This is a genomic window from Nocardia alni, assembly GCF_019038435.1.
Taxonomy (GTDB): domain Bacteria; phylum Actinomycetota; class Actinomycetes; order Mycobacteriales; family Mycobacteriaceae; genus Nocardia; species Nocardia alni.
Window position 1 is genome coordinate 25,740 of the sequence record NZ_JAGPOX010000027.1, and the last position, 20,145, is coordinate 45,884.

General features: G+C 68.5%; 18 protein-coding genes. 14 read left to right on the forward strand and 4 right to left on the reverse strand.

All coding sequences use genetic code 11. The features are described 5' to 3' along the window. Positions 1 to 3: 3 nt before the first annotated feature. Positions 4 to 597: an SACE_7040 family transcriptional regulator gene (locus JZ791_RS13225; protein WP_216894588.1), complete on the reverse strand. Its 594-nt coding sequence runs from the start codon at positions 595 to 597 to the stop codon at positions 4 to 6. Positions 598 to 692: 95 nt separating this feature from the next. Between JZ791_RS13225 and JZ791_RS13230 the strand changes: the two genes are divergently transcribed. From JZ791_RS13230 to JZ791_RS13255, 6 genes are all read left to right on the forward strand, one after another. After that, positions 693 to 2,294 (forward strand): carboxyl transferase domain-containing protein, encoded by a 1,602-nt coding sequence (locus JZ791_RS13230; protein ID WP_216894590.1) that lies wholly within the window; start codon positions 693 to 695, stop codon positions 2,292 to 2,294. A gap of 17 nt (positions 2,295 to 2,311) precedes the next feature. Beyond that, positions 2,312 to 4,366 carry an ATP-binding protein gene (locus JZ791_RS13235; RefSeq protein WP_216894591.1) on the forward strand — a complete coding sequence of 685 codons (2,055 nt, stop codon included), beginning with the start codon at positions 2,312 to 2,314 and terminating at the stop codon, positions 4,364 to 4,366. Continuing rightward, positions 4,363 to 5,523, forward strand: coding sequence for an acyl-CoA dehydrogenase family protein (locus tag JZ791_RS13240; RefSeq protein WP_216894593.1), 1,161 nt, complete (start codon positions 4,363 to 4,365; stop codon positions 5,521 to 5,523). The genes JZ791_RS13235 and JZ791_RS13240 overlap by 4 nt, the downstream gene beginning before the upstream one ends. Before the next feature lie 14 nt (positions 5,524 to 5,537). Beyond that, positions 5,538 to 6,020 (forward strand): MaoC family dehydratase, encoded by a 483-nt coding sequence (locus JZ791_RS13245; RefSeq protein WP_216894622.1) that lies wholly within the window; start codon positions 5,538 to 5,540, stop codon positions 6,018 to 6,020. Beyond that, positions 6,017 to 6,865: an HpcH/HpaI aldolase/citrate lyase family protein gene (locus JZ791_RS13250; protein ID WP_308162907.1), complete on the forward strand. Its 849-nt coding sequence runs from the start codon at positions 6,017 to 6,019 to the stop codon at positions 6,863 to 6,865. Before JZ791_RS13245 ends, JZ791_RS13250 begins: the two co-directional genes overlap by 4 nt. 98 nt (positions 6,866 to 6,963) lie before the next feature. Then, positions 6,964 to 8,907, forward strand: a complete 1,944-nt coding sequence (locus JZ791_RS13255; RefSeq protein WP_216894595.1) for an acetoacetate--CoA ligase — start codon at positions 6,964 to 6,966, stop codon at positions 8,905 to 8,907. 211 nt (positions 8,908 to 9,118) lie between these two features. On the opposite strand, the gene JZ791_RS13260 is transcribed toward JZ791_RS13255, so the two are convergent. Further along, on the reverse strand, positions 9,119 to 9,847 hold the full coding sequence (locus JZ791_RS13260) for an ABC transporter ATP-binding protein (protein WP_216894597.1): 729 nt from the start codon (positions 9,845 to 9,847) through the stop codon (positions 9,119 to 9,121). A 16-nt stretch (positions 9,848 to 9,863) separates the two neighbouring features. Next, positions 9,864 to 10,913: an ABC transporter permease gene (locus tag JZ791_RS13265; protein ID WP_216894599.1), complete on the reverse strand. Its 1,050-nt coding sequence runs from the start codon at positions 10,911 to 10,913 to the stop codon at positions 9,864 to 9,866. Between the two features lie 129 nt (positions 10,914 to 11,042). Between JZ791_RS13265 and JZ791_RS13270 the strand changes: the two genes are divergently transcribed. Genes JZ791_RS13270 through JZ791_RS13280 form a run of 3 tightly spaced genes read left to right on the forward strand, consistent with a single transcriptional unit; the run spans position 11,043 to position 13,311 of the window. Then, positions 11,043 to 12,239, forward strand: coding sequence for a sensor histidine kinase (locus tag JZ791_RS13270; protein ID WP_216894601.1), 1,197 nt, complete (start codon positions 11,043 to 11,045; stop codon positions 12,237 to 12,239). Then, positions 12,239 to 12,865 (forward strand): LuxR C-terminal-related transcriptional regulator, encoded by a 627-nt coding sequence (locus tag JZ791_RS13275; protein WP_216894603.1) that lies wholly within the window; start codon positions 12,239 to 12,241, stop codon positions 12,863 to 12,865. Before JZ791_RS13270 ends, JZ791_RS13275 begins: the two co-directional genes overlap by 1 nt. Before the next feature lie 20 nt (positions 12,866 to 12,885). Next, the gene (locus JZ791_RS13280; protein ID WP_216894605.1) at positions 12,886 to 13,311 is read left to right on the forward strand and encodes a PPOX class F420-dependent oxidoreductase; all 426 of its coding nucleotides are present in this window, start codon (positions 12,886 to 12,888) and stop codon (positions 13,309 to 13,311) included. 6 nt (positions 13,312 to 13,317) lie between these two features. Here the strand turns inward: JZ791_RS13280 and JZ791_RS13285 are convergent, their stop codons facing one another. Beyond that, positions 13,318 to 13,929: a TetR/AcrR family transcriptional regulator gene (locus JZ791_RS13285; protein ID WP_216894607.1), complete on the reverse strand. Its 612-nt coding sequence runs from the start codon at positions 13,927 to 13,929 to the stop codon at positions 13,318 to 13,320. Positions 13,930 to 14,703: 774 nt separating this feature from the next. Here JZ791_RS13285 and JZ791_RS13290 point away from each other — a divergent pair. The 5 genes from JZ791_RS13290 to JZ791_RS13310 all read left to right on the forward strand — a co-directional run bounded on the left by JZ791_RS13290 (position 14,704) and on the right by JZ791_RS13310 (position 19,891). Continuing rightward, positions 14,704 to 15,045: a YidH family protein gene (locus JZ791_RS13290; RefSeq protein WP_216894609.1), complete on the forward strand. Its 342-nt coding sequence runs from the start codon at positions 14,704 to 14,706 to the stop codon at positions 15,043 to 15,045. After that, a complete protein-coding gene (locus tag JZ791_RS13295; protein ID WP_216894610.1) occupies positions 15,042 to 15,353 on the forward strand; it encodes a DUF202 domain-containing protein in 312 nt (103 codons plus the stop codon). The genes JZ791_RS13290 and JZ791_RS13295 overlap by 4 nt, the downstream gene beginning before the upstream one ends. Before the next feature lie 271 nt (positions 15,354 to 15,624). Beyond that, a complete protein-coding gene (locus tag JZ791_RS13300) occupies positions 15,625 to 17,457 on the forward strand; it encodes an alkyl/aryl-sulfatase (protein ID WP_216894626.1) in 1,833 nt (610 codons plus the stop codon). A gap of 9 nt (positions 17,458 to 17,466) precedes the next feature. After that, a complete protein-coding gene (locus JZ791_RS13305; protein ID WP_216894612.1) occupies positions 17,467 to 19,194 on the forward strand; it encodes a SulP family inorganic anion transporter in 1,728 nt (575 codons plus the stop codon). Between the two features lie 19 nt (positions 19,195 to 19,213). Beyond that, positions 19,214 to 19,891, forward strand: a complete 678-nt coding sequence (locus tag JZ791_RS13310) for a GAP family protein (protein WP_216894614.1) — start codon at positions 19,214 to 19,216, stop codon at positions 19,889 to 19,891. The last annotated feature ends 254 nt before the right edge of the window (positions 19,892 to 20,145 follow it).

A 20,145-nucleotide genomic window follows, 5' to 3' on the forward strand; every position in this document is an offset into this window, starting at 1 on the left:
CGTCTACTGCAAGGCGGCCAGTGCCATGCGGCGCAGGATCGGGCGAGCTCGGGTGGCCAGGGCGGCGGACGCGCTGTGCGGAGTGGAGTTGATCAGTCCGAAGGTGGCGTGGGCCTGGACGCGGGCCGCGGTCTCGGGCAGCTCCGGATCGAGTTCACGCAGCACCGTCACCCACAGTTCGACGTAGCGCCGCTGGGTGCTGCGAACCTGGCGCCGGGCGGCCTCGGGCAGATTGTCCAGATCGCGGTCCTGGATGCGGATCAGCTCCGGCTCGCCCAGGGCGAAATCGAGGTGGAAGTCGATCAGACCGGCCAGCGCCCGCTCGGGGGAATCGGCCCGGGCAGCGACGGCTCTGCCGCCGTCGAGCAGTCGCTGGCTGACCCCGACCAGCAGTTCGACCAGCAATGCCTCCTTGTTCGGGAAATGCCGGTACACCGCCGGCCCGCTGATCCCGACCGCCGCCCCCAGATCGTCCAGGCGCACGCCGGGGAAGCCGTGGTCCGCGATCAGCCGAGCCCCGGCCTCCAGGAGCTCGCGACGGCGCTGTGCCTTGAGCTGCTCCCGGCGGGTGGGCGTGACGGGATCGCTGCTGGTCATCGCCCCTCCTCTCGCACAGTCCTGGACATCTTGGTTAATCAAGATTAACCTGAATTCCAGTTATTGGCGACTAACCGACCGGGCAGGATGGTGTGATGACGGTTATTCGGGACGATGCGCCGGGCGCCGTGGGTTCCGGGGCGCCGGCATACCGCGCGGCGCACGAGGCGCTGGTGCGGGACCTGCGCACCCGGCTCGCGAGCGCCGCGCTCGGCGGTTCTGCCGCCTCGCGCGAGCGGCACGTGGCGCGCGGCAAACTGCTGCCGCGCGACCGGGTGGACCGGCTGCTCGATCCGGGCAGTCCCTTCCTCGAGCTGTCGCCGCTGGCGGCCACCGGCATGTACGACGACGAATGTCCGGGCGCGGGCATCATCAGCGGCGTCGGGCGGGTCTCCGGCCGCGAATGCGTGATCGTCGCGAACGACGCCACGGTCAAGGGCGGCACCTACTATCCGATCACGGTGAAGAAGCATCTGCGCGCGCAGGAGGTGGCGCTGCAGAATCGCCTGCCCTGCATCTATCTCGTGGACTCCGGCGGTGCGTTCCTGCCCCGGCAGGACGAGGTGTTCCCCGACCGGGAGCATTTCGGCCGCATCTTCTACAACCAGGCGACCATGAGCGCCCAGGGAATTCCGCAGATCGCCGCCGTACTCGGCTCCTGCACCGCCGGCGGCGCCTATGTGCCCGCGATGAGCGACGAGGCGGTGATCGTGCGCGATCAGGGCACGATTTTCCTGGGCGGTCCGCCGCTGGTGAAGGCCGCCACCGGTGAGGTGGTCACTGCCGAGGAACTGGGTGGTGGCGAATTGCATTCGCGCACTTCGGGAGTCACCGATCACCTCGCCGAGGACGACGATGACGCGCTGCGCATCGTGCGCCGCATCGTGGGCACCCTGGGCCCGCGCGAACCGAGCCCGTGGGAGATCGCGGCCACCGCCGAACCAGGTGCGCCGCAGTCGGAGCTGTACGACGTGGTCCCGGTCGACCTGCGCACGCCCTACGACGTGCGCGAGGTGATCGAGCGCGTCGTCGACGGCGGCGAGTTTCAGGAATTCAAGTCCGAATACGGCCGCACCCTGGTGACAGCCTTCGCGCGCATTCACGGGCATCCGGTCGGGATCGTGGCCAACAATGGCGTGCTGTTCAGCGAGTCCGCGCTCAAGGGAGCCCATTTCATCGAGCTGTGCGATAAACGTTCGATTCCACTGCTATTTCTGCAGAACATCACAGGATTCATGGTCGGCCGCGACTACGAGGCCGGGGGCATCGCCAAGAACGGCGCGAAGATGGTCACCGCGGTCGCGTGCGCGCGAGTGCCGAAGTTGACGGTGGTGATCGGCGGATCCTATGGCGCGGGCAACTATTCGATGTGCGGGCGGGCATATTCGCCGCGATTCCTGTGGATGTGGCCGAATGCGCGGATCTCGGTGATGGGCGGCGAGCAGGCGGCCTCGGTACTCGCGACCGTGCGGGGTGACCAGGTCGGTCAGGGATGGACGCCCGAGGAGCAGGAGGCGTTCAAGGCGCCGATTCGCGAACAGTACGAGCACCAGGGAAATCCGTACTATTCCACCGCGCGACTGTGGGACGACGGAGTGATCGATCCGGCCGATACCAGAACCGTGCTGGGCCTTGCCCTCTCGGTCTGCGCGCAGGCCCCGCTGGAATCCGTTTCCTACGGCGTATTCAGGATGTGAGGCGCATGCTCGAAACCATGGGATTACAGACGGCGACGCCCCCGTTCGACACCGTGCTGGTCGCCAACCGCGGTGAGATCGCCGTCCGGGTGATCCGGACGCTGCGCGCCATGGGGATTCGGTCCGTTGCGGTGTACAGCGACGCCGATGCGCGGGCGCGGCATGTGCACGAGGCCGACGTCGCGGTGCGGCTGGGCCCGGCGCCGGCGAGAGACAGTTACCTGGCCATCGACCGGGTGGTCGCCGCGGCGGTGCGCACCGGTGCGCAGGCCGTGCATCCGGGATATGGGTTCCTGTCCGAGAATCCGGCCTTCGCTGCCGCGCTGGCCGAGGCCGGGATCGTATTCCTCGGGCCGCCGGCGCGGGCGATCGAGGTCATGGGCGACAAGATCGCCGCCAAGAACGCGGTCACCGCGTTCGGGGTCCCGGTCGTCCCGGGCATCGCCCGGCCCGGCCTGTCGGACGCCGAATTACTGGATGCCGCGGGCGATATCGGCTATCCGATCCTGGTGAAGCCCTCGGCGGGCGGCGGCGGCAAGGGTATGCGGCTGGTGCACGAGCACGAGGCGCTGGCCGGGGCGCTGGTGAGCGCGCGGCGAGAGGCGGCGGCCGCCTTCGGCGACGACACGCTGTTCCTGGAGCGGTTCGTCACCGATCCGCGGCATATCGAGGTGCAGATCCTGGCCGACCGCTTCGGCCACGTCCTGCACCTCGGCGAGCGTGAATGCAGCTTGCAGCGGCGGTATCAGAAGGTGATCGAGGAGGCGCCCTCACCGTTGCTGGATTCCGCGACCCGGGCGCGCATCGGCGCCGCGGCGTGCGCGACCGCCCGCAGCGTCGACTATGTCGGCGCCGGGACGGTGGAATTCATCGTCTCGGCCGCGCGGCCCGGCGAATTCTTCTTCATGGAGATGAATACCCGTCTGCAGGTGGAACATCCGGTGACCGAACTGGTGACGGGCGTGGATCTGGTGGAGTGCCAGGTGCGCATCGCGGCGGGGCAGAAGCTGGCCGTCGAGCAGGACGACATCCGGCTCAGCGGCCATGCGGTCGAGGCGCGCGTCTACGCCGAGGATCCGGGCCGGGGCTTCCTGCCCACCGGCGGGACGGTATTGGACCTCGTGGAGCCGGACGGCCCTGGTGTGCGGGTGGATTCGGGACTGCGGGTGGGCGCGGTGGTCGGCAGCGACTACGACCCCATGCTGGCCAAGGTGATCACCCACGCGTCGGACCGCGACGGTGCGATCGCGGCCCTGGACCGGGCACTGCGGGACACGCAGGTCCTCGGTGTGCGGACCAATGTCGAATTCCTGCGTTTCCTGCTCGCCGATCCGGACGTGCTCGCCGGACGGTTGGATACCGGCCTGCTGGATCGGCGCGCGGGGGACTTCGCCCCGGCGCAGGTGCGCGAGGAGCAGTTCATCGCCGCGGCGGTGCTGCGGTGGCTGCGCGCGTGGCCCGCGAATCCGCAGGGGCCCTGGGAGGTTCCGGACGGCTGGCGGCTCGGTGTCGCGGCGCCGACCACCTTCCGGCTGGCGGCAGGAGAGCGGACCACCCACGTCCACATCACCGGACAGCCCGATCGGGCGCAGGTACGGCTGGACGGCCAGGAATCGCAGGAGGCCCAACCCCGTTCGCTGACCGCCGATCTCGACGACGGCACACTGACACTGACCCTGGACGGTGTGCGCGCCTACTACCGGGTGGCCGAACAGGGCGGGCAGCTGTGGGTCGCCGACGACACCGGCGTGGCGAATCTGCGCATCGTGGCCGAAGCCGCGGTGCGGGCTGCGGCCGAGCGGGTCGGCGACGCCGAAATCCGCAGCCCCATGCCGGGGTCGGTGATCGCCACGCCCGCCGCCGCGGGTGGCGTGGTGGCTGCCGGGGATCCGGTCGTGGTGGTCGAGGCGATGAAGATGGAGCACACGCTCACCGCGCCGGTCGCGGGAACCGTTGAGCTGCTGGTGGATCCGGGCGCTCAGGTCCAGCTCGACCAGTTGCTGGCACGCATCGTAGTGGCCGCCGACTCGGCGGCCGATACACCGGAGACCACGAAGGGCGATCCCGAATGACAGAGTTCCTATCCACCGGCGCCCTGCCCCAGGAGTATCGCGACCTGGCCCTGACCGTCCGGGACTTCGCGAACCAGGTGGTGGCCCCCGTCGCCGCGAAGCACGATGCCGCGCACAGCTTCCCGTACGAGGTGGTATCGGGGATGGCCGATATGGGCCTGTTCGGGCTGCCGTTCCCCGAGGAGTACGGCGGGATGGGCGGCGACTACTTCGCCCTGTGCCTGGCCCTGGAGGAGCTCGGCAAGATCGACCAGAGCGTCGCGATCACCCTGGAGGCCGGGGTGTCGCTGGGCGCGATGCCGGTCTTCCGATTCGGCACCGCGGCCCAGAAGCGGGAGTGGTTGCCGCAGTTGACCAGTGGTCGCGCACTCGGCGCGTTCGGGCTCACCGAACCCATGGCCGGGAGCGACGCCGGCGGCACGAGAACCACGGCGGTGCTCGACGGCGGCGATTGGATCATCAACGGCAGCAAGCAGTTCATCACCAACTCGGGCACCGACATCACCCGGCTGGTGACAATCACCGCGGTGACCGGGCAGAACGAGGGTCGCAAGGAGATCTCGACCATCCTGGTGCCGACCGGCACCCCCGGATTCGTCGCCGAGCCCGCGTACAACAAGGTCGGCTGGAACGCCTCGGACACCCATCCGCTCAGCTTCACCGACGTGCGTGTGCCCCAGGAGAATCTGCTGGGCGAACGCGGGCGCGGGTACGCCAACTTCCTGCGCATCCTGGACGAGGGCCGCATCGCGATCGCGGCGCTGGCCGTCGGCGCGGCGCAGGGCTGCGTGAACGAGAGCGTGCGGTACGCCGGTGAGCGCGAGGCGTTCGGACAGGCGATCGGCCGCAATCAGGCCATCGCGTTCAAGATCGCCAGGATGGAGGCCCGCGCGTACGCCGCCCGCACCGCCTACTACGACGCCGCCGCGCTGATGCTCGCGGGTAAACCCTTCAAGAAGCAGGCGTCCATCGCGAAACTGGTCGCCAGCGAGGCGGCGATGGACAATGCGCGCGATGCCACTCAGATATTCGGCGGCTACGGATTCATGAACGAGTTCGCCGTCGCCCGGCACTATCGTGACAGCAAGATTCTGGAAATCGGCGAGGGCACCACAGAGGTACAGTTGATGTTGATCGGACGAGAGTTGGGTCTGTGACCGAGCGCGGAGCTATGAGCGAGGCGGTGCGCAAGGTGGTGCAGCGCGGGCTGTGGTTCGAGGAATTCGAGAGCGGCGTGCTGTACGAGCACCGGCCCGGGCGCACGATCACCGAGGCCGACAACGTGCTGTTCACCACGCTGACGATGAATACCCAGGCGCTGCACCTGGACGCCGCGTTCGCCGACGCGCTGCCGCCGTTCAACCAGCGCCTGGTCAATTCGATGTTCACACTCTCGACGCTGGTGGGATTGTCGGTGGCGCAGTTGACCCAGGGCACGATCGTGGCGAATCTCGGATTCTCCGATATCGCCTTCCCGAAGCCGCTGTTCCACGGGGACACCATGTACGCCGAAACCGTGGTCACCGAGAAGCGGGAATCGAAGTCCCGCCCCGGCGAAGGCATCGTCACCTTCGCGCATACCGCCCGCAATCAGCACGGCGATATCGTCGCGACCGCGGCGCGCAAGACCTTGGTACGAAAGGAACCGCAGTGACCGCTCATTCCCCGAGCTCCAACGGCTCACCACTCGGAACGACCTGGGAATTGCCCGGGCCCACGTGGCTGTTCTGCCCGGCGGATCGACCGGAGCGTTATGAGAAGGCCGCTGCCGCCGCCGACGTGGTGATCATCGATCTGGAGGACGCGGTCGCGCCGGGCGACAAGGCGGCCGCCCGCGAGGCGCTCCTCGGGTCCTCGCTGCCCTCCGAGCGCGTCGTGGTACGGGTCAACGCGGCGACCACCGAGGACTTCGCCCTGGACCTCGACGCGCTGGCCCGGACACCGTACCGACGGGTGATGCTGCCGAAATGCGAGTCGCCCGAGCAGGTTTCGGCGTTGACGGCGTTCGAGGTCATCGCCCTGATCGAGTCGCCGCTGGGCGTTCTGACGGTGCCGGAGACGGCGCGGGCCGACAACGTGATCGGCACCATGTGGGGTGCGGAGGATCTGGTCGCCGGACTCGGCGGCAGCGCGAGCAGGCATCCGGACGGCAGCTACCGCGATATCGCCCGGCACCTGCGTTCGACCACACTGCTGGCGGCCAAGGCGTACGGCAAGCTGGCCCTGGACGGGGTGTACCTGAACTTCCGCGACCTGGACGGACTACGCACCGAGTCCGAGGACGCCGTGGCGGTCGGATTCGACGTCAAGGTCGCCATCCATCCCAGCCAGACAAAGGTGATCCGGGAGGCGTACACACCCGACCCGGACCAGCTGGATTGGGCGCGCCGTGTACTCGCCGAGGTGCCGAACAACCGAGGCGTCTTCGCCTTCGAGGGCCGCATGGTGGACGGCCCGGTCATCCAGCACGCACAGCGAATCCTGCGCCGCGGTGAGTAAACTCAGCCTGCCCCCAGAGGGCTTCCGAAACGCAAGAATTGATTTTGAGTCTGGCCTGAGGCGCGGAGAGGCGGACCAGCGCGGAGAGGCGGATAGCGATGCAGCCGCAGTGGGTGCCTGACGAGCGTGATGTCGCGACGGCGCGGATCACGCAGTTCGCCCGGTTCGTGACCGAGCGGACGGGACTGACGTTCGCCGACTATCACGCGCTGTGGCAGTGGTCGATCGAGGATTTGCCCGGTTTCTGGGGCGCGCTCTGGGAGTACTTCGAGCTCGGCCCGGCGCCCGAGCGGGTGCTGGCTGGTACGGATATGCCCGGCGCGCAGTGGTTTCCGGGTACGCGGCTGAACTACGTGGATCAGGTCGCCCGGCATGCGAACGCGACCAGTCCGGCGATCGTCTCGGCCGCCGAGGACGGCTCGCTGACCGAGCTGTCCTGGACCGAATTGCTCGGCCGGACCGCGGCATTCGCGCAGACCCTGCGCGCACACGGTGTCGTGCCGGGTGATCGGGTGATCGGGTATCTGCCCAATATCGCCGAGACGGTGATCGCGTTCCTGGCCACGGCGAGCATCGGCGCGGTCTGGAGCGCGTGCGGACAGGACTATTCGGCCAAGGCGGCGCTGGACCGGCTCGGACAGCTCGAACCGGTGGTGCTTGTCACCGCCGACGGCTATCGCTACGGCGGCAAGTCCCACGACAAGTGCGAGGATATCGCCACGCTGCGCGCGGGCCTGCCCGGCCTGCGGGCGACCGTGGTGGTCTCGCGCCTGGGCGGCACCGTGCCCGGCGCGCTGGACTGGGAGCGGGCCAGTGCGCCCGGCGACGCCGAATTGTCCATCGAGCCGGTGGAATTCGACCATCCGCTGTGGATCCTGTTCTCCTCCGGCACCACCGGGCTGCCCAAGGGGATCATGCACGGTCACGGCGGCGTGGTGCTCGAACATCTGAAAGCGGCCGGGCTGCAGTCCGATATCGGGCCCGACGACGTGTTCTTCTGGTACACCAGCCCCTCCTGGATGATGTGGAACTTCCAGGTCGCCGGGCTGCTGCTGGGCGCGACCATCGTCTGCTACGACGGTAGTCCCGCGTACCCGGCCCCGGATGCGCTGTGGGATATCGCCGCTCGTACCCGGACCACCGTGCTCGGCACCAGTCCCGGCTATGTGCTCGGCTGCATCAAGGCCGACGCCCATCCCGCGCGCGAGCACGATCTGTCGGCGCTGCGCACCGTCGGCATCACCGGGTCCTCACTGCCGGAATCCTCCGCGCTGTGGCTGAGCGAGGTCCTCGGCGAGCGCGTGCAGGTGGCCTCGATCAGCGGCGGGACCGACGTGGTCTCGGCGTTCATGGGCGGCGCGCCGACGGTGCCGGTGTGGCCGGGCGAGCTGTCGGCGCCGTTCCTGGGCGTCGCGCTGGACGCATGGGACGCCTCGGGCACGCCGGTGCACGAGGAGGTCGGCGAGCTGGTGATCACCGCGCCGATGCCGTCCATGCCGATCGCGTTCTGGCGCGACGCCGACGGATCACGGTACCGCGCAGCCTATTTCGATATGTTCCCCGGCGTGTGGCGGCACGGTGACTGGATCACCCGCACCGATCACGGCAGCGTCGTGGTGCACGGCCGTTCGGATTCGACGCTGAATCGGCACGGTATCCGGATGGGGTCGGCCGATATCTACCAGGCCGTGGAGTCGCTGCCGGAGATCGCCGAGGCCCTGGTGATCGGGGCGGAGCAGCCCGACGGCGGCTATTGGATGCCGCTGTTCGTGGTGCTCGCCCCCGGCGTCGACCTGGACGCCGGCCTCGTCGACCGCATCAAATCCGTGATCCGCACCGAGGTGTCGCCGCGCCACGTACCGGACGAGATCATCCTCGCCCCGGGCATCCCGCACACCCGCACCGGCAAGAAGCTCGAGGTCCCGATCAAGAAGCTGTTCCAAGGCGCCGACGCCGCCCGCGTCGTCGAGCGCAGCGCGGTGGACGACCCGGCCCTGCTGGACTGGTACGCGGCAGTGCAGCTACCCAAGCCCGCCGAGTAACGCCCACGGTCATCCTGGCTGACGCCCACGGCTATTCCGGTCGATATCCAGGTCATTCAGGCTGATGTCCACGGCCATCCCGGCTGATGTCCACCGTCATCCCGGCGTGCTTGTGGCCGGGATCCACCGTAACCGCTATCTACCAGTGGATTCCGGCCACAAGCACGCCGGAATGACGGAGGTGGGCTGCCGGAGTGACTGAGGTGGGGTGTCAGCCCGCCAGCTTCACATCCTGCTCGGCGGTCAGTACCCCGTCCACCATGCGGTATACCGAGTCCATCCTGTGGAGGTGGGCGCGGTCGTGGGTGACCAGCAGGGTTGCGGCGTGGTGTTCGTCGGCCATGCGCAGGATCAGGTCGATGACGGCGCTGCCGCGTTCGGTGTCCAGGGCGCTGGTCGGCTCGTCGATGACGAGTAGGGACGGATCGTTCATCAGGGCGCGGGCGATGTCGACGCGCTGACGCTGGCCGCCGGACAGCTGGGCCGGGCGTTTGTGCTCGTGCCCGCTCAGGCCGACCAGATCGAGCAGATCCATTGCCCGCGTGTGGGTTTCGCGGCGAACCCGGCCTGGGACGAACAGACGCTGGCCCAGGCGGGCCATCACCTCCAGCTGTTCGACGGCGGTAAGCGCCGCGATCAGGTTGGGCTGCTGAAAGACGATGCCGATCTCCTCGCGCCGCAACGCCGCGGCTTCCCGGCGGCTCATGGTGGCCAAATCCGTACTACCGCTGTCAGTTTCGAGCAGAACCCGGCCGGAATCCGGGTGTTGCAGGGTCGAGATCACCGCCAGCAGGCTGGACTTGCCCGAACCAGACGGTCCGGTGATGGCGGCGATCCGGCCGCCGTCCACCCGCAGGCCGACGCGGTCCAGCGCGGTGATCCGGCCGCCGCCGTCGGGATAGGTGAGCGTGACATCGGTGACGGTGAGTGTGGTGGTCATCGAGAACTCCTGTGCCTCAGCGGGCCTGGTTGAGTGCGGTGAGTGGATCGACGGTGATCAGGAAGCGCAGCGCGACGGCCGCGCCGAGCAGGCCCAGCCCGACCAGCGCCACCCCCGGCACGAGCGTCGTGGTGGCGCTGAGCACGAACGGCATGCTCGTGCCGATCGCCGCTCCGGCCAGCGCGGTAGCGCCGACACCGATACCCACGCCGAGCAGCAGCACGATCAGCGCTTGACCCAGTGCGTCGCGCACCAGCGATCCGGTGGTCGCGCCCAGCGCCGCCAGCGTGGCGACGTCGGGTGTGCGCTGAATCGTCCACACCGTGAAGAACGCGCCGATCACCAGCGCGGAGATGACGAACAGCATGACGCTCATCAGCGTCAGCGACCCGTTCTCCGCCTGATAGGAGGCGATCGCGTGCAGCGATCCCGGGACGGTGGTCGTGGTGGTGTGCGCGGCCGCGTTCACCGCGCCCGCATCGTGCGCGCCCGAGACGACCAGGACGGTCGCGGCACCGCCACGCGGCTCGGCCGCATGCCAGTCCGCCAGCGTCATCCACACCACCGGGGTGTGCGCGAACCAGTCGTCACCGCCGACCGCGGTCACGACGAACGTGCCGGTTCCGACCGCGATGCGGTCGCCCACCGCGGCGGACAGGCTCTCGGCGGCCGGTGCACTGAGCTCCACGGCGCCCGGACGGATTGCCGTGTGCTTGCCGAAGGCCGCGCCGTCGTCACCGAACAGCGCTACCTGTGCGGGCGCGCCCCCGGATCGCGTGGCCTGGCTCTGCGCGATCCCGACCGGGTCCACACTGCCGCCCCCGCGCTGCCAGGTGAGCACCTGGTCCCGGCTCAGCGCCGAGGAGGCGAACGAGGGCGAGGACCCGGTGTCGTCGAACACGACCGTGTCGCCGGACATTGTCTGTAGTGCGGAGATGTTCTGGTGGGCCAGGCCGGCGGTGAGTCCGCTCAGGAAGCTCACCAGCAGGGCGATCATGACGACGACCAGCGTGATGAGCCCGAAGCGGCCCTTGGCGGCACGCAGATCTCGGAATGCGACGAACATGATCACAGCCTGGCCCGTTTCGGGCCGCGTTCCATCGTCGGTGCGGTCGGCCCTCGGACCAGCCATGGATGGTGTCCGAATACTCCGTTCGATGGATGCCGGTCGAATAACCCGACATAAGCTGGGATTGTGCACCGTTCTCCGCTGGTCCCCGTCTTCGCCGCGCTGCAGGCGGCCCTGCACGGGCTGATGGTCGCCTTGACGGCGTACGTGGTGGTGCGGGCCATGGTGCCCGGCGGACAGAACCGGGTGGCGGTGCCGGTGCTGGCCGCGCTGTTCCTGCTCACCTACTTCGTCGGCGGTGCGGTCCTGCGGAGTCGGCCGGTGGCCGCGCGGGTGTGGCTGGGCGGGCTGACCGTGCTGTGGCTCGGGCTGGTGGGTCTGGCTCCCGAGGCGGTGTACCTGGTATTCGGGCTGTTCTTCCTGTATCTGCATCTGCTGCCACGGTTCTGGGGTCTGCTCGCGGTCGTGGCCGCGACCGTGCTGTCGGTGGTCGGCTACGGCCTGCACGAGGGGTGGAGCGCGGGCGGGGTGATCGGGCCGCTGCTGGGCGCGGTGGTCGCGGTCGCGATCGGTTTCGGATACCGGGCGCTGTTCCGCGAGGCCGCCGAGCGCCAGCGGCTGATCGACGAATTGCTCGCCACCCGTGCGACACTCGCCGAACGCGAACGCACCGCGGGCAAGCTCGCCGAGCGCCAGCGCCTGGCGCAGGAGATCCACGACACGGTCGCGCAGGGGCTGTCCAGCATCCAGATGCTGCTGCACGCCGCCGAGAGGGTCGCGCCCGATCATCCGGCGCTGCACCAGATTCGGCTGGCGCGCGAGACCGCCGCCGACAGTCTCGCCGAAACCCGCCAGCTCATCGCCGAACTCAGCCCGGCCGCGCTGGAGGGCCAATCGCTCGTGGGCGCGCTCGAGCGAATCGCCCAGCGCGCCAGCGCACCCGGCCTGGACGCCCAGGTGCTCATCGAGGGCGAACCGGAACGGCTGCCGATGCCGATCGAGGCCGCGCTGGTGCGGGTGGCGCAGGGCGCGGTCTCCAACGTGGTGCGCCACGCCCGCGCGCGGCGGATGCGGATCACCCTGACCTATGCCGACGACGGCGTGCACCTGGACGTGGTCGACGACGGAATCGGCATAGAGCCGGCTGTCTTCGCGCGCGGCACCTTCGGATTGAACGCCATGCGCAGCCGCGTCGAGCAGCAGGGCGGGAGTATGGACATGGAATCCGAACCCGGCCACACCGCGGTCACGGTCTCGTTCCCCACCGATCCGGCGCCTGTGGTGAATGCTCCAGCGGCACAGACGGTTCCGTCGGAGGTGTGATGAGCTCCACGATCCGGCTGCTGCTCGCCGACGACCACGCCATCGTGCGCGCCGGGCTGCGCGCTCTGCTGGATTCCGCCGCGGACGTCGCGGTGGTCGGCGAGGCGGCCACCGCCGAGGAGGTCGTATCGGTCTGCACCACAACGGAAGTGGACCTGGTGCTGATGGATCTGCGGTTCGGCCCGGGCCGGTCGGGTGTGGACGCCACGATCGCGCTGCGCGCCCTGGCGAACCCGCCGCATGTGCTCGTGGTGACCAATTACGACACCGATGCCGACATCCTGGGCGCGATCGAGGCCGGGGCCTGCGGCTATATCCTCAAGGACACCCCGCCCGCGGAGCTGCTGGCCGCGGTGCGCGCGGCGGCGGAGGGGGAGAGCGTGCTGTCGCCGTCGGTGGCCTCGCGCCTGATGACCAGGGTGCGCAAACCCGATACCACGTTGAGCCCCAGGGAGATCGAGGTACTGCGGCTGGTCGCCGACGGGCATTCGAACCGCGAGATCGGCAAGAGCCTGTTCCTGAGCGAGACGACCGTGAAATCCCATCTCGTGCACATCTACGCCAAGCTCGGCGTGAAGTCGCGCACCTCCGCGGTCGCCCGTGCCCGCGAGCGCGGCGCGATCTGAACCGCCGTACGCTCGAGCGCATGGCATCCATCACCGATCCGCAGGTACGGGAGTTTCTCTCGCACGGCACGCGCACGGGCAAAATCGCCTTCGTCGCATCCGACGGTCGTCCGGTGATCAATCCGGTCTGGTTCGTCCTCGAGGGTGACGAGTTGGTCTTCAACACCGGCAAGGACACGGCCAAGGGTCGCGCCATCCTGCGTGATCCCCGGCTGGCGCTGTGTGTGGACCTGGACGAACCGCCGTTCGGCTACTTCCAGGTCCAGGGCATCGCCACCGTCTCGGAGGATCCCGAGGAGCTGGTGCGTACCGCGACCGATATCGCCGCCCGATATATGGGCGCCGACCGCGCCGAGGAGTTCGGCAAGCGCAACGGCGTGCCCGGCGAGCTGGTGGTGCGGTTGCGGCCGCTCAAGATCCTGGGTGGCGTGAATATGATCGGGTAGCCGTGGTTACCGGGTGAGCAGGATCTTCAGGTTGCGCCGGACGGCCTTGGACGAGTCGGCCTTCGAGAGGCGTCGTCGTTCCAGGTAGTAGTGGTAGGCGCTCCAGCCGGTGGCGGTGTCGACGAGATCCAGCAGTTGCTCGTCGACACGGCCCTCCCGGGTGAGTTCGGCGAGGAAGGCGCGGGCCAGCGATTCGCGGACCCTGTTCTCCGTCTGCCGCATTCGCGCGTCCACGCCCGGCACGGTATGCGCCTCGATGAGCCCGGCCAGGCGCGGGAAGCGCTGCAGGTCGTAGATCGCCTCGCTGCGGTGGATCACCGCGTCGATGCGCCGGTCCAGCGTCCACGCCGGGTCGATCTCCTCGATCAGCGCCTCGACGCGGGTGGCCTGCTCCTCCATGACCGCGAGCCGCAGGTCGTCGCGTCCGGGGAAGTGCACGAAGATACTGCGCTCGGACGCGCCCGACCGGGCGGAGATGTCCTTGGTGGTCGGCAGGAAGGTGCCCTCGGACAGGGCCGAGAGGGTCGCCTCGACGATGGCGCGCCGGGTCTGCTCGGGATTTCGCCGCCGCCGCGGGCGCGGGGCTGCGTTCTCGAGCAGTGTGTTCCGGTCGGCCATGAATAAAACTCCACCTCTTCGGGCCACCTGTCGGGCCAAACCGCTCCATCATATCCGCACTACAGAGGCGCTCAGGGGGTTCCGTTATATACATACGAACCGGTCGGATCAATCGGGCTTACAATGAACGGACCTGATGGGCTCGCAGGTGCGATGGCCATGACAGGTACTGATCGACTCGCATCACTTCTGGATTCTCGGATTTGGGAAGAAGGGCAGGTTCGACCGGTATGACAGGTAATCGCTCACATCGTCTCGCCCGGCGTTGCGCAACGGTCCTCGTGATCGCCGCGATTCCGGGTGCGCTGCTGGCGGGGCCGGCGACCTCACAGCCGCCGCCGTATCCGCCCGGACACGGCGGACCGTATCACCCGGGCCCGCCCGGACCTCCGCATCCGGGCCCGCCCGGACCGCCGGGACCGCACTACCCCGGCCCCCCTCCTGGCCCGCCCGGACCGCACTATCCGCCGCCACCGCCGCCCGGCAGCTGCTGCGTGCCGCCGCCACCGCCGCCGCGGTACTAGCGTTGGAATGAACTCGAAGGCCCGACCGCACCTCGCGGTCGGGCCTTTGTTCTGCTCGGGCCGGAGTCGGCGTATTGCAGTTCACATGCAAAATGCAGTGCGCCTGCAATGATGTGGCTGTGACACCCCTGGCAGGATGTGATTGCCGGGAGTTGGCAGTACTTCGATGATGTATTACTCGACACCAGGCGGTGACTGTGCACTCGACCGATCGCGCTCGCTCGGCGGTAGCCGAGATGTGGGAGGTTCGATGACCTCCGGACCCGGCGACCAGATCGACTACCGATTCACCCTCGCCAACGAGCGCACCTTCCTGGCCTGGATCCGCACCTCGTTGGGCCTGCTGGCCGGCGGCGTCGCCGTGCACACCCTCGTGCAGCCGTTCAGGCACGCCGGAATCCGCCGGACCCTGGCGGTGAGCTGCATCGTGCTGGCCGTGATCGTCGCCGCGGGCGCGTACCGGCACTGGCGCGACGTCGAGGCCGCCATGCGCCGCGGCGACCCGCTGACCGGGACCGTCATGGTGCCGCTGCTGGCCGTCGGGATCACCATCGTCTCGGTGATCGCCGCGATCGCGGTGCTCATGCAGTGACCGCGGATACCGGCATGGCCCGGGAGCGGACGGCGCTGTCGTGGCGTCGCACCGCGGTGTCGTCGATGGGCACGGCGGCACTGTTCATCAATCACGCCGTATCCAGCGGTTGGCGGCATACGGCGGTGGCCCCGCTGGTCGCCGCCGTCGTGCTGGCCGTGCTCGCGGCCGTGAGCTTCCATCGCGGGCGTGCGTTGCGTCGCGGCGAGGATCACCGTTCCGGGCTCCCCGTCACCGCGACGGCCGCGGTGATCGTCCTGGTCGGTGTGGTCAGTTTGTATATCGGCCTGACCGATCCCCTGCGGTAGGCACTCCAGGCACCCGCACCCCTCGCTATCCAGCGGCGAGACCCTTGGTGCGGACCTGCTCTTCCGCGAAGGCTTCTACTCGGCTACCTTGATCGATAGCTGAGTATTTGCCACATGGAATGCGTCGTCATGGCTGAACCGGCTCTCGAACAGCTGTGGCCGCCCTTTCTCCGCCCGAGGATCAGGAGCAGTCGTGACCGATACAGTCCAGTTGGCCGATCCCACCACCCATACTCAGGAGCGGTTGAAACAGGCGGCGCAGTCGTTGCCGATGTCCGATACCAGCGATTTCGAGGACGCCGACCGGGGGTTCGTCGCGGAGTTGAAACCGGGGGTGGTGCGGGATGCCGACGGAAAGGTCGTGTGGGACAACGACTCCTTCTCCTATATCCAAGGCACGTGCCCTAACTCGGTGAGTCCGAGCCTGTGGCGGCAGGCGCAGTTGATGATCAAGCAGGGTCTGTACGAGGTGACCGCGGGGATCTATCAGATCCGCGGCCTGGATCTGTCGAATATGACCCTCGTCGAGGGCGATACCGGTGTCATCGTGATCGACCCGCTGATCTCGACCGAGACCGCGGCGGCGGGGCTGGCGCTGTATCGGGAGCAGCGCGGGGACAAGCCGGTCACCGGCGTCATCTACACCCACTCGCACGTCGACCATTTCGGCGGCGTCATGGGCGTCACGACCACCGAGGATGTGCGGGCCGGGCGGGTACCGGTGCTGGCGCCGGCCGGATTCGTCGAGCACGCGGTGGCGGAGAACGTGTACGCGGGCACGGCCATGGGCCGCCGCGCGGCCTACATGTACGGCGCGGCGCTGCCACGTGACCCGAAGGGCCAGATCAGTGCCGGTCTGGGCATGACAACCTCCACCGGCACCGTCACGATGATCCCGCCGACCAAGGACATCACCACCACCGGCCAGCAGGAGGTGATCGACGGGGTCCGCATCGTGTTCCAGATGACACCGGGCACCGAGGCGCCCGCGGAGATGAACTTCTATTTCCCCAGCCGCCGGGCGCTGTGCATGGCCGAGAACGCCACCCACACCCTGCACAACATCCTCACGCTGCGCGGCGCGGTGGTCCGCGACGCACACGTGTGGTCGCAGTACCTGACCGAGGCGATCACCATGTTCGCCGCCGATACCGATGTCGCGTTCGCCTCGCATCACTGGCCCGCGTGGGGCACCGATCGGGTCACCGAATGGCTGTCGCTGCAACGGGACACCTACGGCTATCTGCACGATCAGACGCTGCGGCTGCTGAATCAGGGCCACACCGGCATCGAGATCGCCGAGATGCTGCGGATGCCGCCCGCCCTGGAGAAGACGTGGCATGCCAAGGGGTATTACGGCTCGGTCAGCCATGATGTGAAGGCGATCTACCAGCGCTATATGGGCTGGTTCGACGGCAATCCCGCCAACCTGTGGCAGCATCCGCCGGTCGAGGCGGCCAAGCGGTATATCGACGCGATGGGCGGCGCGGACCACGCGATGGCGAAGGCGCGTACGGCCTTCGACGACGGCGACTACCGCTGGGTGGTGGAGTTGCTCAAACATGTGATCTTCGCCGATTCGAACAACGACGCGGCCAAACAATTGCAGGCCGACGCGTTCGAACAGCTCGGTTACGGCGCCGAAAACGGCCCTTGGCGCAATTTCTACCTGATGGGCGCCTACGAGTTGCGCAACGGAAATGTCGGTACCCCGACCGTGCCCTCGTCCCCGACGATGCTGGCGGCGCTGTCGGTCGACCAGGTCTTCGATGCCGCCGCCTTCCTGATCAACGGGCCCAAGGCCTGGGATCTGCACCTGATCAACGACTGGATCGTCACCGACGAGAACACCACGTACCGCACCGAACTCAACAACGGCGTGCTCATCCACTACGCGGTCCCATCGAAGTTCAAGGGGCCCGCGCCGGACGCCACCTTCACCCTGAGCCGGCCCACCCTCATCGCGGTCATCGCCGGTGGGCAGGACCTGACCGCCGCTGTGCAGTCCGGTCAGGTGAAGGTTTCCGGCGACCCCACGAAGCTGGGACAGTTGATAGCCGTGCTGGACAAGCCCGACCCGGACTTCGCCATCGTCACTCCCTAGGGCAGCCGCATGCCCGAGGACGACACGGCGATCGGCTCCGCTCCGGGCCTGATCGGGCGACTGCGCGCGCGGCTGAGCCGCCCCACGGGCTCGGATGTCACCGCGGGCATGGCGACGGGACTGTTCAGCATCCCCGAGGGGATGGCGTACGCATCGATCGGCGGTTTCAACCCGGTCGCCGGGTTGTACGCGGGCGTCGTGCCGCCGATCCTCGGTTCGCTGTTCGCGCCGACCGTGCTGATGATCACGACGTTGACCAGTGCGATCGCGCTCACCAGCCAGTCGGTCCTGAGCGATGCGGGCCTGGACCCGCACGCGGGGGCCAATGTGGCGGCGCTGACCGTGCTGGTCGGGGTGGTCATGGCGATCATGGCCGCGCTACGGCTGGGCGTGGTGATGAGCTTCGTGTCCAACGCGGTGATGACGGGGTTCTCGACCGGCATCGCGCTGTCCATCATCACCGGAGTCTTCAAGGACGCGACCGCCTACAAACCATCCGGGCACAACAAACTGCTTCAGGTCTGGAATTGGGTTGTGGGTGTGGGGCATTGGCAGCTGTCCGCCACGCTCGTCGCGGTGGCGACGATCGCCATGTGGGCCGCGGCCCGGCTGATCCGGCCCATCGCGGAGCTGGCGCTGCTGGTGGCGATGATCGTGGTCAGCATCGGGGTGGCGATATTCGACGTCCATGTGGAGACCGTCGGGGACATCGCCCACATCCCGGGGATGCTGCCCCCGTTCTCGGCGCCGAACTGGGGTGCGATGCCGCATCTGATCGGCGGCGCGCTCGCGGTCGGACTGGTCGCGCTGGCCCAGGCGGCGGGGGTGTCGCCGTCGATGCCCAATCCGGACGGCAGTCGCTCGAATGTCAACGGGGACTTCGCCGCCCAGGCCGCCGCCAATCTCGGCGGTGGATTCTTCTCCGCGCTGCCGTCCGGAGGTTCGCTGTCGCGCACGGGCGTCGCGGCCGGGGTCGGTGCGAAAACCCGGTGGGCCGGTGTGATTTCCGGTGTCTTCCTGGCGATCGTGGTGCTGGTGTGCGGGTCGCTGGCCGAGCATATTCCGATGCCGGTGATCGGCGGACTGATCATGGTCGTCGGCGCGGAACTGATCGTCGGCAAGATCCCCGACATCAGGCTGGTGCTGCGCACCTCCCGGTTGTCGGCGCTGGCCATGGTGGTCACGTTCCTGGCGACGACGCAGCTGCCCCTGCAACAGGCGATCGTGCTCGGCGCGATGTTGTCGCTGCTGCTGTACTGCGTGCAGATGTCGCGGCAGGCCGAACTCCTCACTCTCGTGCCGGATTCCGACGGCCGCTGGCGGACCGCCGAGGTCCCGGCGACGCTGCCTCCGGGTGAGGTGACCGTCGTCGATTACGGCGGCGGAAGCTTCTTCGCCGAGACCTCGCGCATCGACGCCGAACTGCCCGATCCGTCCGGCGCCCGCGACGCCGTGCTGGTGCTGGCGCTGCGCGTGGTCCCGGAGGTGCCGTCCTCGGCGATGATCAAGGCATTCCGGCGTTACGCCACTCGCGTCGACAAGGCCGGTGGGCGGCTGATTCTCGCGGGTGTGCGGCCCGGACTGGCCGGCGTGCTGGCTCGCACCGGCCTGGCGGCGCAGCTCGGCGAGGGCGGCGTCGTGCCCGCCGACACCCATGTTTTCGGCGCGGTGGACCGCGCCGTCGCCGCCGGGCGGGCATGGATCAGGGACCGCCGCGACACCGACCCCGACCAGTGAAAGTGTAAGGAGGGCAACGATGCTCGGCACTTCGATCGGCCAGATCCTCGTGCATGCCGTCGGCGTCGCGATCAGCCCTTTGGCGCTGGTCGCGATGACCCTGCTGCTCGGCACCCCGCGGGCGCGCACCCGCGCAGCCGTGTTCGCCGCCACCTGGATCGTCGTGCTCGCCGTCGCCGTCGCCGTCCTGCTCGTGGTCGGCGGTCTGTTCGGCGCCCATCACCGTGATCATCCCGCCACCTGGACCGGCTGGGCCAAACTCGTCATCGGCCTGGCGGCCCTGGCCATCGCCGCCCAGCAGGCTCGCCGCGCCCTGCATCCCGACCCCGACCGGCCCAAACCCCGCTGGCTGGGCCAACCCGGCCAGAGCACCGGCAGAGTCGTCGCGCTCGCGGCCACGCTGGCCCTGGCCAACCCGAAGAACATCACCCAGCTGGCCGCCGCCGCGGTCGCCATCACCTCCATCACTCCCGGGCACGGCGCCCGCGCGCTCGCCGGACTGGTCTTCCTGCTCATCGCCTCGCTCAGCGTCACCGTTCCGCTGGGGGTCCACCTGCTGGGCGGAGATCGCGCCGATGCGATACTCACCAGCTGGAAGGACTGGGCGATGCGCAACAGCTCGACCATCATGGCCGTGCTGCTCACGATCCTCGGCGTCAAATCGGTCGGTGACGCCATCGCCACACTCACCAACTGAACCAGCGATATGAGCTGCGATGATGCTGTCCAGCTATGAATCTTTTTCGTCGGATGCGGCGTCTGGACGGTAGGTTGGTTCGGTGTCCATGCGTACAATCCAGCGGGCCGCCGACGGTCGTGACCCTTTCCCGGTAACGGGATCGGTCCGGGCGACGGTTATCTCCTGTGGGCGCGCATGCCCGTCCGATTGAGATTCGAGGCAGTCCGACTGCCACACGTCACACTGGATACATCTCGGCGTCGGCGTGGGCA